The sequence below is a fragment of the Azospirillum sp. UENF 211521 genome, from assembly GCF_058780535.1.
In genome coordinates, this window is sequence record NZ_JBSNCF010000001.1 from 1,542,585 (window position 1) to 1,554,710 (window position 12,126).

13 protein-coding genes and 1 pseudogene are annotated in these 12,126 nt (G+C 71.0%); 7 read left to right on the plus strand and 7 right to left on the minus strand.

What is annotated here, in order from left to right; genetic code table 11:
- The first annotated feature begins 1 nt into the window (after position 1).
- Positions 2–1,024, plus strand: a complete 1,023-nt coding sequence (locus ACWPN5_RS07225) for a flagellar motor switch protein FliG (protein ID WP_348982524.1) — start codon at positions 2–4, stop codon at positions 1,022–1,024.
- A 51-nt stretch (positions 1,025–1,075) separates the two neighbouring features.
- The gene (locus ACWPN5_RS07230; RefSeq protein WP_247883283.1) at positions 1,076–1,705 is read left to right on the plus strand and encodes a hypothetical protein; all 630 of its coding nucleotides are present in this window, start codon (positions 1,076–1,078) and stop codon (positions 1,703–1,705) included.
- A gap of 146 nt (positions 1,706–1,851) precedes the next feature.
- On the opposite strand, the gene ACWPN5_RS07235 is transcribed toward ACWPN5_RS07230, so the two are convergent.
- Positions 1,852–2,631, minus strand: a complete 780-nt coding sequence (locus tag ACWPN5_RS07235; protein ID WP_492295042.1) for a response regulator transcription factor — start codon at positions 2,629–2,631, stop codon at positions 1,852–1,854.
- Between the two features lie 351 nt (positions 2,632–2,982).
- Between ACWPN5_RS07235 and ACWPN5_RS07240 the strand changes: the two genes are divergently transcribed.
- Positions 2,983–3,813 (plus strand): coiled-coil domain-containing protein, encoded by an 831-nt coding sequence (locus tag ACWPN5_RS07240; protein WP_200479857.1) that lies wholly within the window; start codon positions 2,983–2,985, stop codon positions 3,811–3,813.
- Positions 3,814–3,830: 17 nt separating this feature from the next.
- On the opposite strand, the gene ACWPN5_RS07245 is transcribed toward ACWPN5_RS07240, so the two are convergent.
- The 3 genes from ACWPN5_RS07245 to ACWPN5_RS07255 all read right to left on the minus strand — a co-directional run bounded on the left by ACWPN5_RS07245 (position 3,831) and on the right by ACWPN5_RS07255 (position 5,937).
- Entirely contained in the window at positions 3,831–4,064 is a 234-nt protein-coding gene (locus tag ACWPN5_RS07245; protein ID WP_492295043.1) for a hypothetical protein, read from the minus strand.
- Positions 4,065–4,187: 123 nt separating this feature from the next.
- The gene (locus ACWPN5_RS07250) at positions 4,188–4,964 is read right to left on the minus strand and encodes a class I SAM-dependent methyltransferase (protein ID WP_492296359.1); all 777 of its coding nucleotides are present in this window, start codon (positions 4,962–4,964) and stop codon (positions 4,188–4,190) included.
- Entirely contained in the window at positions 4,933–5,937 is a 1,005-nt protein-coding gene (locus tag ACWPN5_RS07255; RefSeq protein WP_247888539.1) for an alpha/beta hydrolase family protein, read from the minus strand. The genes ACWPN5_RS07250 and ACWPN5_RS07255 overlap by 32 nt, the downstream gene beginning before the upstream one ends.
- Before the next feature lie 296 nt (positions 5,938–6,233).
- Here ACWPN5_RS07255 and ACWPN5_RS07260 point away from each other — a divergent pair.
- Both ACWPN5_RS07260 and ACWPN5_RS07265 read left to right on the plus strand, forming a co-directional pair.
- Positions 6,234–6,422 (plus strand): annotated as a pseudogene (locus tag ACWPN5_RS07260) (MarC family protein); the annotation flags it as partial.
- An 88-nt stretch (positions 6,423–6,510) separates the two neighbouring features.
- A complete protein-coding gene (locus ACWPN5_RS07265) occupies positions 6,511–6,840 on the plus strand; it encodes a MarC family protein (protein ID WP_492295044.1) in 330 nt (109 codons plus the stop codon).
- A 7-nt stretch (positions 6,841–6,847) separates the two neighbouring features.
- On the opposite strand, the gene ACWPN5_RS07270 is transcribed toward ACWPN5_RS07265, so the two are convergent.
- The 3 genes from ACWPN5_RS07270 to ACWPN5_RS07280 all read right to left on the minus strand — a co-directional run bounded on the left by ACWPN5_RS07270 (position 6,848) and on the right by ACWPN5_RS07280 (position 10,356).
- On the minus strand, positions 6,848–7,906 hold the full coding sequence (locus ACWPN5_RS07270; protein ID WP_492295045.1) for a Glu/Leu/Phe/Val dehydrogenase dimerization domain-containing protein: 1,059 nt from the start codon (positions 7,904–7,906) through the stop codon (positions 6,848–6,850).
- Between the two features lie 387 nt (positions 7,907–8,293).
- Positions 8,294–8,917, minus strand: a complete 624-nt coding sequence (locus ACWPN5_RS07275) for a DUF2076 domain-containing protein (RefSeq protein WP_247888538.1) — start codon at positions 8,915–8,917, stop codon at positions 8,294–8,296.
- A 314-nt stretch (positions 8,918–9,231) separates the two neighbouring features.
- Positions 9,232–10,356, minus strand: a complete 1,125-nt coding sequence (locus ACWPN5_RS07280; RefSeq protein ID WP_492295046.1) for an AI-2E family transporter — start codon at positions 10,354–10,356, stop codon at positions 9,232–9,234.
- Between the two features lie 198 nt (positions 10,357–10,554).
- Here ACWPN5_RS07280 and ACWPN5_RS07285 point away from each other — a divergent pair, with 198 nt between their 5' ends.
- Together ACWPN5_RS07285 and ACWPN5_RS07290 are read left to right on the plus strand one after the other, a co-directional pair.
- The gene (locus ACWPN5_RS07285; protein WP_145690460.1) at positions 10,555–11,232 is read left to right on the plus strand and encodes an HAD family hydrolase; all 678 of its coding nucleotides are present in this window, start codon (positions 10,555–10,557) and stop codon (positions 11,230–11,232) included.
- Positions 11,229–12,113, plus strand: a complete 885-nt coding sequence (locus tag ACWPN5_RS07290; RefSeq protein ID WP_492296361.1) for a lipid kinase — start codon at positions 11,229–11,231, stop codon at positions 12,111–12,113. Before ACWPN5_RS07285 ends, ACWPN5_RS07290 begins: the two co-directional genes overlap by 4 nt.
- Positions 12,114–12,126: the final 13 nt, after the last annotated feature.

Consider the following 12,126-nt stretch of genomic DNA (forward strand, 5'->3'; position numbering starts at 1 on the left):
CATGCCGATCAAGATCCGAGACAATTTCAAGAGCCTGAGCGGGTCGGAGAGGACCGCGGTGATCTTCCTGGCGCTGGGCGAGGAACGCGGCTCCCGCCTGATGGAGAAGCTCGACGACGACGAGATCCGCATGGTCAGCCGCGCCATGGCCAGCCTGGGCAACGTCACCTCCAACCTCGTCGAGGCGCTGCTGCGCAGCTTCACGGAGCGCTTCGCCAACACCGGCTCCGTCGTCGGCTCCTACGACAGCACGGAGCGCATGCTCTCCCGCTTCCTGCCCGACGACCGGGTGGTGGAGATCATGGGCGAGATCCGCGGCCCGGCCGGCCGCACCATGTGGGAGAAGATGTCCAACGTGAACGAGGGCGTGCTCGCCACCTATCTGGCGGGCGAGTACCCGCAGACGGCGGCGGTCATCCTGTCGCGCATGCGCAGCGACCACGCCGCCAAGGTGCTGCCGCTGCTGGCCCCGGCGCTGCGGCTGGAGGTGATCGAGCGGATGATCCAGATCGAATCCGTGCAGCGCGAGGTGCTGCTGGACATCGAATCCATCCTGCACAACGAGTTCATGGCGAACTACGCGCGCACCCACGGCGCCGACACGCACGAGCGGATGGCCGACATCTTCAACCGCATCGACCGTGACACCATGGCGGACATCTTCACCGACCTGGACGCCGTGATGCCGGATTCGACCCACCGCATCCGCCAGCTCATGTTCACCTTCGAGGACCTGCTGCGGCTCGACCGCGTGTCGCTCCAGGCGGTGATCCGGCGCTGCGACACCGGCCAGCTCGCCATCGCGCTGAAGGGGGCGGAGGCGCTGCAGCGCGACCATTTCCTGTCCGTCCTGTCCGAGCGCGCCCGCATGATCCTCCAGGACGAGATCGAGAACATGGGGCCGGTGCGCATGCGCGACGTCAACGAGGCGCAGGCGGAGATCGTCCAGGTCGCCAAGGCCATGGCCGACGACGGGGCGATCGTCCTTCCGCAAACGGATGAATCGGACGCCGTTGTGTACTGATGGTTGTGTACTGATGGTCGTCTGCTGAGTCGTCTACCGATGGGTGTGTTCATGCCGGACGCGGTCGCCGAGGTCGGCCATCTGCTGGCGGTGGTCGAGGCGCTGGACCCGCGGGCGGCGCAGGAACTGCGCGGCGGGCTGCCGCGCTGCGATTCCACCTTCGGTCTCGGGTTGGCCTTCTTCCTGGCGGCGACCGCCAATGGCGCGCGGGCGTGGCTGGGGCCGAAGCGCTGCCGCCTGCTGGAGCAGCTCGACGGCGGCGCCCTGCTGGACGACCTCGACCTGGCGCTGGCGCCGCGCCACCGCCGCACCGCCGACGGCCGGGAGTGGCGGGTGATGAGCATCCCCGTGATGGACGGCACGGCGGCGGGCGGTTGCCGCGGCCTGCTCTGCGCCATTTCCGACGGGGCGGACCTTCAGACGGGAAGCGCGCTGGTGCTGCAGATGCGGCTGCCGGCGCTGGGGGCGGTGCAACTCGTCGCGGCGGGGGAGGGGCGGCGGTTCGACGTGACGCTGCAGACCGGCGGCGGCCTGTCCTCCGCCGCGCTGGCCGACATGCAGGACGGATTCGCCGGGGCGATGGGCGACGCGGGCCTGGGCGGCGACCTGACGGTGGGGCCGGTGGCCGGAGCGTGGCTGGATCTGGAGGAGGAGGCGCTCAGCGCGGATTGGTCGGGGTAGGGGGGAGTGGTCGCGCCGGGCCCCCACCCTAACCCTCCCCCGCTCCGCAGGGGAGGGGATCAACTCCCTCTCCTGCGAAGCGGGGGAGGGGAAGGGGCCCACGGCGTGAGCCGTGGGAAGGGTGGGGGCTCAACGCGACAACGTCTTCACCCCGCCAGCCGTGCCTCGCCAATCCCGCGCCCGAACCCTACGTACCCCGGCAGCACGCGGCGCGCCGGCAGGGCCGGGGCAGGGTCCTCATGCTCGGGCGGGGCTTCGAACTTGTAGCCGCGGCCGTAGACGGTCTCGATGTAGCGGGCGCCGCCGGTGGCCTCGGCGATCTTCTTGCGCAGCTTGCAGATGTAAACGTCGATGACCTTGTCCAGCGGGTCGGCGCCGGACAGGCCGTAGACCTCGTCGTAGATGTGCTCCTTGGAGACGACGCGGCGGTGATGAGCGGCCAGCACGCCGAGGATGGCGTGCTCGCGCTGGCTCAGCCGCAGCCGCTCGCCGGCGACCTCCGGGTCGCGCCCGTCGAGGAACACCGTCAGTTGGCCGACCCGCACCGCGTTGCTCAGCAAGCCGCGCGAGCGCCGCCGCGCCACCTCGATGCGCGCCCGCACCTCGGCGCTGACCACCGGCTTGACCAGCACGTCGTCGGCCCCGGCGTGCAGCAGCTCCACCGTCGTCGTCACGCAGCGCCGGTCGAGCAGGCAGAGGATCGCCGCCCCGACCTGATGCGCCCGCAGCGCCGCCACGCAGCGCGCCGGATCGTCGACGCTGCCCAGGACGATGGCGTCGTAGCCCAGCCCGTCGGCACCCTGCTGTTGCAGAAGCTCCTCCAGCCCGGCCCAGTCCTGGCGGTCGTAGCGGATCTTCCCCATGCCGAGCTGACGGCCGAGCGCGTCGGCGATCAGGGGGTTCGGTTCAACCAGAACAGCACGCATGGGGTTCTCCGCAACATCGAATCGGCCAGGGCGATTGATTTGCTTTTTAGGAAAAGTCTTTTTCGCGCCTGCAAACATCATTCAAAAAACCAATCGAAATCCGTACTGTCAATCGTTGGTGTTAATACCTTGGCGAGAGGCGGGAGTCGGCGTTAAAGCGGTTTTAAAACCCGTTAACAGAAAAGATTTTGGAAAATTTGCCGACGAAATCCATGAAAATACGCGATGAATTCTCGACGGCCCGGTTGCCGGGCGGTTTTCCGGCCCGGGCCTATGGAAAAAGGTTCCTGTGCGCAGGACGCGGGACGCGCTACTGTGACGATGCAGGCCCGACTGTCAGGATAAGCCGCGATGACCGAGATGATGCCGCTCTCCAACGCTGAGGATACGCCGCCTCCGCCGGCGGCACCGGCCAAGCGGGCCACCCGTCCGCGCGCGCCAAAGGCGCCCCTGGGGGCGCCGTCGGAGGAAACCACGCAACTCCTGCGCGTCTACGGCGACCAGGTCGCCACGCTGGGCGAACAGATCGCCAAGGCGGAGGCCGCGGCGGACAGCGAACGGGCGGAGCGGCTGCGGGTGATCGCCGAGCACGCCTCGGAACGCGAGCGCTGGCGCGAGGCCATCGGGGCGGTGGAGCGGGCGCGCTCCGGGGAGGTCGGCAGCCTCCAGGGCGACCGCGAGGCGGAGCGCGAGCGCGTCAACCAGCTCGTCGAGACGCTGATCGCCGAGACCTCCGCGCGCGAGCAGGGCATGTCCCGCGCGCTTCAGGACGCGGAGGACCGGCTGTCCGCGGTGAACGCGGAGATCGCCGCCCTGCGCCTGTCCCACGCGGTGGCGCTGGACCGGCTCCAGGCTGACCGTGAGGCGGAGCGCAAGCGCATCGGCGACCTCGTGGAACGGCTGATCGCCGACACCGAGGTGCGGGAGCGCGGCTTCCGTCAGCGCATCGAGGCGGCGGAGCGCCGCAGCGAGGAGGCGCAGGCGGCTCTGGAGGAGGAGCGCCGGACCGGCGCGGAACTGGAGAAGCGGGTGGAGCGGCTGACCGGCACGCTGGACGGCCTGCGCCGCGACCGCGAGGCCGAGGTCGCCGCGTACGAGGCGATGCGCGACCAGTGCCGCGTCCTGGTGACCGAGCTGGCGCGGCGCCAGAGCCCCTGGTGGCGCCGCCTGTTCCGGAGGTGAGCGTCCGGCGCTGAGCGTTATTCGTCCTTCGTGTCGTCGCCGCCTCGGAAGGGCGCGGTCGCCACATGGGCCGTGGCCGACACCACGTCGCCGGCGACGCTGACCGCGGACCCGGCGACGCTGGCCGCCGTGTCCACCGTGGCGACCACCACGCTGCAACTGGTCAGAAGCAAAGCCGCCGGGAAGATCAGAGCGGCGGCGGAAAAGGCGAAGCGGGGCAGGCCGAAGCGGGACAAGGAGGGGCGGGGCATGGTCTTCGGCCTTCGAAAGGGTGATGCCGCTCCACTATGCCCCGGACGCGCGATGGCGCGCCTGTGACCAAACGGCGGCGCTCATGCTGGCACGCCGCCGTGTCGCCGCCAAGCGGTCCGTGCTTACGGCAGCCTCTTGAAGACCATGCGCCGCATCGGCTGGTCGAAGGCGGTCATCCCCTCCGCGTCGATCCGCCCGCTGGCGGCGAAGCGGCGGCGGACCTCGGCCTCCACCGGGGGCAAGCGTTCGCGCCGCGCCGGGTCCACGGCGGTGACGTGGGTCAGGTAATGATCGGCGTCGCGGTAGCGCACCACCGTGCCGTAGACCGTCTCGTCCACCGCCTGCAACGGCAGCGGCGGGTGCTTCAGCGTGTCGTAGGCGGCGGCCCGCACCTCCGTCTCGTCCTCGATGGGCAGGATGACCTCGAAATAGGCGCCCTCGGCGATCGGCTCGACCACCACCAGCGTGCCGCCGGGCTTCAGAACCCGCGCCGCCTCGGCCATCGCGTCGGCCATCACCGCCAGCGGCAAATGGTGGAAGCTGTTGGAGTAGACGATGGCGTCCACCGACGCGTCCTCCAGGGGCAGCGCCTCCCCCTTGCCGACGCGGTAGTCGGCGCCGGCCACCGGTTCCGCCTTGCGGGCGCGGGCGAGCTGGCCCTCGCTGATCTCGATGCCGATGGCCCGGGCGCCGAGCCCCGCGAAATGGCGGGTCAGCGCCCCGTCGCCGCAGCCGACATCCACCACGGTCCGGTCCCGCGGGTCCAGAATCTCGGCCAGGGCTTCCTTCAGGGTCATCGTCGTCATGGTGCGTTTCCGTTTTTCTTGATGGTTGGCAGGTGTTGGGCGGCGTTCCGGCCCCGGTGGGTCAGGGCGCTGCGTTGAGCGTCCGCCGGAAATAGTCGAGAACCTCGTCGTTCAGCCGCGCGTGGAAGCCGGCGCGATCGAAGCCCGGCGGGTCCTGCACCGTCGCGCCGAAGCGGGCGGCGGCGCTGGCCGGGACCGGCGTCAGGAAGGCGTAGTGGCCGGCGCCGGGAACGAGGTCATATTCCGGCGGGCGGGGCAGCAGGCCGCGCACCCGCGCCACCTGGAGGGCGCCGCTCTCGTCGCCCTTCTCCGCCTCGTAGAGCCGGACCGGGACGGTGACGCGGGACAGCGCGCCGTCCGCGAACAAGGCGCCGATCGGGTCCATCAGCAGCAGCGCGCGGATGCGCGGATCGGTGGCGGCCTCCAGCCGCTTCGGCGCGGCGGCGGCGGTGGTCTTGGCGCCCGCCGGGCAGAGGGTCCGGTCGTCCGGATGGGCGGCGCAGATCGGGGCGAGCCGCCCGGGGTCGGCGACCCCGCCTGCCGCCGCCAGCGCCGCATGGCCGCCAGCCGCGTAGCCGAGCACGCCGATGCGCTGGCGGTCCACCCGGAAGCCCATGGGCGAGGAGTCCAGCACGGCGTCCAGCGCGGCGCGGAGCTGCAACGGCAATTCCGGCCACAGCGGCACGGTGCCGACCCGATCGCCCTTTCCGGCCCTGGGGTCCGCGTCCGGTTCCAGGCCGCCGAGATGGGTCACGATGGCGGTCATCATCCCGCGGCGCGCCAGGAACAGGGCGACGCTGACCATCGCCAGCCCGTTGCGCGCCGGTCCCTGGGTCATCATCACCAGCGGCACGGAATCCAGCGCCGGCCCACCCTCCGGGGCGACGTTCAAATGATAGGGGCCCCGGCGGATCGGCTGGACGTGGTCGCGCGTCGGGTAGAGCAGAAGGATCGGCACCGTCTTGCCCGTGCCCGGATCGGCGTATCCGATCTGCGACACCGCCGCCCGGAACTGGGCCGGCGTCTCCGCCCGCGCGGGCAGGGCCGCCGGAAGCAGCCCGGTCATCACAAGAGCCAGAACCCACCGCCGTGTCCGCGGACCCATCGCAACCCCTCCGGCATCACGTCACGAAGCCTTCCCCGTTGGGGGGAGTGTGGCCGTCTTGCCGGTCGAACGGCAAGCACGGTGTTTCGTGCCTGAACAATGAGGTTTGCAAATCATGGCGCCTTGCCAAGAAACGGGCCGGCCTGTACCACGGCGGTGCGCCCCGCCAACCGCCAAGGCACAGGTCGGCCCGTCCCATGCTCGACAGCTTCCTTCTCGCCTTCACGGCGCTGTTCTCGATCGTCAACCCCATCGCCATGGCGCTGATCTTCAGCCAGGTGACGGCGGAGCGCAGCCCGAAGGAACGGGCGCAGCTTGCCACGCTGGTCGCGGTCTATTCGGCCATCGTCATGCTGACCGCCTTATGGGCGGGGTCCTACGTGCTGAACTTCTTCGGCATCTCCCTGGCGGCGCTGCGGATCGCCGGCGGCTTCGTGGTGGCGGAGCGCGCCTGGGCGCTGCTGAGCGCGCCGGAAGCGCACGAGGCCCGCAAGCAGGAGCAGGCCGCCCCGGCGGAAGAGGCGGCGGAGTCCGATGTCGGGGAGTTCGGCCTTCTTCCCCCTGACCATCCCCTTCACCACCGGCCCCGGCACCATCTCCGTCGCCATCGCGCTGGGCGCCACCCGCCCCCGGGGCACCGAGGGGCTCACCGAATTCTTCATCGGGGTGTCGGCGGCGGCGCTGGCCATCGCGCTGCTGATCTGGCTGTCCTACCGCTCCGCCGACCGGCTGGTGGCGCTGCTCGGCCACACGCGCGCCCGCGTGCTGACTCGGCTGTTCGCCTTTCTGCTGTTCTGCGTCGGCGTGCAGATTCTGCTGACCGGCCTGCTGGACGCCTTCCCCGTGCTGGCGACGGGGCGTTGAGCCTGGTTCAGCGCGCCCGGCCGACGCGCTGCCGGGCCATGCGGTCGGCGACGGCGGCGGTCGGCTTGCGCTCCATGTCGGCGCGCGCGAAGATTTCCGTCAGCGTGTCGGCGATCCGCTCGATGTGGCCCATCACGCGGGTGTGGTCGTATCCGGCGCGCTCGTAATAGACGTCGATCACCCCGCCGGCGTTGATGACGTAGTCGGGGGCGTAGAGGATGCCGCGGTCGGCCAGCGCCTGCCCGTGCCGGGCCTCGGCGAGCTGGTTGTTGGCCGCCCCGGCGACGACCGGGCAGGTCAGCCGCGGAATCGTGGTGTCGTTGAGGACGGCGCCCAGCGCGCAGGGGGCGAAGACGTCCACCTCCAGGTCGAAGATGGCGTCGGCGGAGACCGGCGTGGCGCCGACGCGGTCGGCCACGCGGCGGGCCTGCGCCTCGTCGATGTCGGCGACCCACAGCCGCGCCCCGGCCTCGGCCAGATAGCGGGCGAGATGCCCGCCGACGCTGCCCACACCCTGGATGGCGACGGTCAGCCCCTCCAGGTCGGTGCGGTGCAGGCGGTGTTGCACCGCCGCGCGGAGCCCGACGAAGACGCCATAGGCGGTGGAGGGGGAAGGGTCGCCGCTGCGCGTGCCGCCGCTTGCCGTCGCCTTCTCGACCACACCGGAGACATGGGCGGTCTCCAGCGCCATGGTCTTGATGTCAGGCACCCCGGTGCCGGAATCCTCGGCGACGATGTAGCGTCCGCCCAGCCGTTCGACGTGGCGCCCCATGGCGCGCAGCAGCGCCTCGCTCTTGTCGGTGCGCGGGTTGCCGATGATGACCGACTTGCCGCCGCCCAGCGGCAGACCGGCCAGGGCCGACTTGTAGGTCATGCCGCGCGACAGGCGCAGCGCGTCGCGCAGGGCCTCCTCGTCGCTGGCGTAAGGCCACATGCGGCAGCCGCCCAGCGCCGGGCCGAGCGCGGTGTCGTGGATGGCGACGATGGCGCGCAGGCCGGACGCGGCGTCGGAGCAGAAGACCACCTGCTCATGGTCGTCGAAATCGGGATGATCGAACAGCGGCACGGTTTCCTCCTGATCTTTTTCTTTTTGAAAAAGCGGAAATCACCGGCGCGCAAAGCTCGGGCGTTGCGCGCAGCAGGGTTCCGCGCGCCGTGCGATGGTTCGGCGTGTCCGCTTTTCCTTGCCCTGTGCTTCACCCTGTCTTGATCGGGCGGGGGAGCGATGGGGCGTTCTCTTGAAGGAAACTAGATGCGCGTGAAATTGCTGGCAAGACGGATGGTTGGCCGACCTGCAAAAAGCAAGGAGATGAGCGCCGGATCGGTCCGGTATCGGGAAAGTGTCGCGGACGGGACCGCGAACGATCATTTCCGGTCTGCTCTCAAGACGGGGAAGGAGGCCGGGGACCGGCCGGGCGGTGGGAGGAGGCCGCCCGGCCGGTTCCCGCGGGGATCAGAATTCCTCGTCCCCGCCGAAGCCGCCCCACGAATCGTCTTCGCTGGGGATCTCCTCGGCCACCTGATCGACGGCGCCCTGGGCCTCCTGGGCGATGGCCTCGCCGCCGCCGGAGAAGGCGCTGGACAGCGCGCTGCCGATCAGCATGCCGCCGGCCACGCCCATGGCGGTCTGCATGGCGCCGGCCATGAAGCCGCCGCCGGCGCGCTGCGGCTGCTGGGCATAGGCGGCGACGCGCGGGTCGCCGTAGGCCGGGGCGGCGCCGGGCGCCTGGCCCCAGGGCGAGCCGCCGGGGCGCTGCTGCGGGGCGGGGGCGGGCTTGGCGGCGCCGCCACCGAACAGGCCGCCGAAGATGCCGCCGCCGCCGGCCGCCGCGGCCGGACGTTCCTGAAGCTGGCGCTCCAGCTCCTGGTTCTGGTTCTGCGAGGCGGCCAGCGCCTGCTCCAGCATGACGATGGCCTGGGCCATCAGATAGGGCGCACCCGGCTGGCGGGCGATGGTGTCGCGGATGTGGGCTTCGGCCTGCGGGTCGCGCGGGCCGGACTGGGCCTCGGCCTGACGCAGCTTGGCGAAGAGGTCGTCAATGATCTGGCGTTCGGTCTGGTCCATGGCGGTGCTCATGCTCTCGGTGGTTTGAGGGAGGGTCCGGCTATGCCCCGGCGCGTCGTCCATTGGGTGGGCGACGGCGTCCGGAGGGGGCCGGACAGGTGTGGAGGGTGTGGGAGAGGTCTGGGGATCGCGGGTCCATGGGAGCATTCAGTCCCTCCAAGTGCGGTCACGCCCGTCGGCGCAAGAGCAGGTGAAGAGATCCGACATCGCGACCACGTCTAAGTCGCCAGAGGGGCCCGGATCACAGGTCCCGGAGACGTGGGGAGGGCCGGGAACCCTGTCAAGAGAGGGGGGCGCCAGAAAAATTACGCAAAAACAGCGCTGCGTTACTCGGGCCGGGTGCGCGCCTCGAAACGGCGGCGATCGCTTTTGTCGCTGAGCACGAAGGCGAAGGGGCGCAGCGCGTCGATGTGGCTGAGCGCGATGGCGATTAGGACGGTCATCGGCACCGCCAGGACGGCCCCGGCGGCCCCCCACAGCCAGCTCCACAGCAGCAGCGAACTGACGATCACCAGGGGCGAGATGGCGAGCTGCTTGCCCTCCAGCCTTGGGCCGATGAAGTTGCCCATCACCTGCTCGATCACCAGCAGCCCGCCCGCGACCATCAGGGCGGTGGTCGATCCGCTCTGGGCCAGCGCCATCAGCACCGGCAGCGCTCCCGCCGTCACCGACCCGATCACCGGAATGTAGTTCAGAAGGAAGGCCAGGAAGCCCCACAGGAACAGGAAGTCGATCCCGAACAGCGACAGCCAGCCGATGTAGAGCGCCCCGGTGATCAGCCCCAGCGTCGTGCTGACCAGCAGGAAGCGGCGGAACTGCTGGGCGATGGCGGTGACCGCGGTGACGGTGGTGGCGCAGCGCTCCGGCCCCAGCGTCTTCACGATCTTCTCGCGCCAGACCGGCGCCTCGACCAGCATCAGCAGGGCGAGGAACAGCACGATGACGACCGTCGAGACGGCCTCCCGCGCCGCCGTCAGCACCGCCGCAACGAGGCCGGACAGCGCCTCCGCCCCGCCGCCTCCAGCGTCGGAGCCGCCACCCGGGTCGCCGAGGAACTGTTCGCGCAATCCCTCGATCCAGCCGTTCGCCTGCCCCCACAGGCGTTGCAACTCCTCGGCGTGGCGCGGCACCTCGCCGGCCACGCGCTGGCCGATGAACCACAGGCCCCCGGCGAAGACGGCCAGCACCAGAAGCACGGTCAGCATGGCGGCGAGCGGGCCGAGCAGGGCCAGCCGCGGCGGCACCCGGTCGCGCACCCAGCGCCCGACCGGCGCCACGGCGACCGCCACGAAGAAGGCTCCGGCCAGCGGAATGAGCACCGGAGAGGCGGCGCCAAGGCCCCACAGGACGGCCAGGGCGGCCAGCAGGCCGAGCAGCCAAAGGCCAAGCGTCATCCGGTCGATGGACCAGCGCCGATTCCCGTCCGCGTCCTCACGCTGTGCCAAGGCCATCCGCTCCCCGCCGTTGCGCCGCGCTGCCGCTCGGGCAGCATGAGCTTGACGCGGAAGCGGCTCCGAAGTTCCGCAACGCCCTGGTCCCGGCGGGAGCGCAGAATTGCCACCGGGGGGACGTTGCGGCGCAGCGGGGCTGCCACCAACTCACTGGGGCCGGCTCCGCCGGAGCGGGATTCAGCCTTGGGGACTCACGCCATGGACCGCATCAACACGGCTTTCCTGTTCGACCTCGACGGCACGCTGATTGACAGCGTCTACCAGCACGTTCTGGCCTGGCAGGAGGCGCTGGACCATGAAGGGATCGAGCTGTCGGTCTGGCGCATCCACCGCAAGATCGGCATGAGCGGCGGCCTGTTCGCCAACATGCTGCTGCGCGAGACCGGGCTCGCCATCAGCCCTGAGCTTCTGGAGCGGCTGCGCCGCCGCCACGCCGAGGCGTTCCGCGGGCTGGCCGGGCGCGTCCGCCCGCTGCCCGGCGCGCAGGAGCTGCTGTCCCACCTGACGGCGGCGGGCATCCCCTGGGCCATCGCGACCAGCGGGCGGATCGAGACGGCGCGCTCCGGGCTGGAGGCTCTGGGCGTCGACCCGGACCGGGTGCCCGTGGTGACGCGCGATCAGGTGAAATACGCCAAGCCCGACCCCGACCTGTTCCTGGCTGCGGCGGAGCGGCTTGGTGTGCCCATCGAAACGGCCATCGTGGTCGGCGACAGCGTGTGGGACATCCTGGCCGCGCGGCGCGCCCGCGCGCTCAGCATCGGGCTGCTGTCCGGCGGCTACGGGCAGGACGAGCTGGAGCGGGCCGGCGCCTTCCGCGTCTATGAGGACCCGGCCAGTCTGCTGGAGCATCTGGACGAGGTGGGAGGCCGCCGCTGAGCGCCGACCGGCGCCGCGCGCTGCTGATCGTCAACGGGAAGGCCCGCCAGGGGCAGCGCGCGCTCGACGACATCCGGGAGGAGGCCGCGAAGGCGGGCGTCGCCCTGATCCGCGCCGAGTGCCGCGAGCGGGAGGACATCGCCGGGGCGATCCGCGACCACGCCGACTCGGTGGACATGGTCGTCATCGGGGGCGGCGACGGCACGCTGAACGCCGCCGCCCCGGCGCTGGCCGACACCGGCCTGCCACTGGCCATCCTGCCGATGGGCACGGCCAACGATCTGGCGCGCACGCTGGGCATCCCGCTGGATGTGCGGGAGGCGGCGCGACTGGCCGTCACCGGTCCGGTGCGCCGGATCGACCTGGGCGAGGTGAACGGCGTGGCCTTCTTCAACGTTGCCAGCATCGGGCTCAGCGTCGAGCTGGCCCGCGAGCTGACGCGCGAGATGAAGCGGCGCTGGGGCGTGTTCGGCTACGCCGTGGCGGCCTTCCGCGTGGCCCGGCGCATGGCGCCCTTCCGCGCCGAGATCCGCATCAACGGGGAGCGGCACCGCGTCAAATCGGTGCAGATCGGCGTCGGCAACGGGCGCCATTACGGCGGCGGCATGACCGTGCAGGAGAACGCCGCCCCCGACGACGGGCAGCTCGACGTCTACAGCATCGATCTGCGCGGCTGGTGGGAGTGGCCCCTGCTGTACCCGGACTTCCGCCGCGGGCGGCACGGCCACTGGAAGAACGTCCACGCCTGGTACGGGCAGGAGGTGGAGATCACCACCCGCCACCGCCGCCCGGTCAACACCGACGGCGACATCACCACCCACACCCCGGCGCGCTTCCGCGTGCGGCCGGGCGCCGTCGCGGTGATCGCGCCGCCGCGGTGAGGCGAGGGGGACC

Coding starts and splice junctions, on each gene's coding strand:
- ACWPN5_RS07225 (WP_348982524.1), top strand. CDS start 2: ATGCCGATCAAGATCCGAGACAATTTCAAGAGCCTGAGCGGGTCGGAG.
- ACWPN5_RS07230 (WP_247883283.1), top strand. CDS start 1,076: ATGCCGGACGCGGTCGCCGAGGTCGGCCATCTGCTGGCGGTGGTCGAG.
- ACWPN5_RS07235 (WP_492295042.1), bottom strand. CDS start 2,631: ATGCGTGCTGTTCTGGTTGAACCGAACCCCCTGATCGCCGACGCGCTC.
- ACWPN5_RS07240 (WP_200479857.1), top strand. CDS start 2,983: ATGACCGAGATGATGCCGCTCTCCAACGCTGAGGATACGCCGCCTCCG.
- ACWPN5_RS07245 (WP_492295043.1), bottom strand. CDS start 4,064: ATGCCCCGCCCCTCCTTGTCCCGCTTCGGCCTGCCCCGCTTCGCCTTT.
- ACWPN5_RS07255 (WP_247888539.1), bottom strand. CDS start 5,937: ATGACCGGGCTGCTTCCGGCGGCCCTGCCCGCGCGGGCGGAGACGCCG.
- ACWPN5_RS07265 (WP_492295044.1), top strand. CDS start 6,511: ATGTCGGGGAGTTCGGCCTTCTTCCCCCTGACCATCCCCTTCACCACC.
- ACWPN5_RS07275 (WP_247888538.1), bottom strand. CDS start 8,917: ATGAGCACCGCCATGGACCAGACCGAACGCCAGATCATTGACGACCTC.
- ACWPN5_RS07280 (WP_492295046.1), bottom strand. CDS start 10,356: ATGGCCTTGGCACAGCGTGAGGACGCGGACGGGAATCGGCGCTGGTCC.
- ACWPN5_RS07285 (WP_145690460.1), top strand. CDS start 10,555: ATGGACCGCATCAACACGGCTTTCCTGTTCGACCTCGACGGCACGCTG.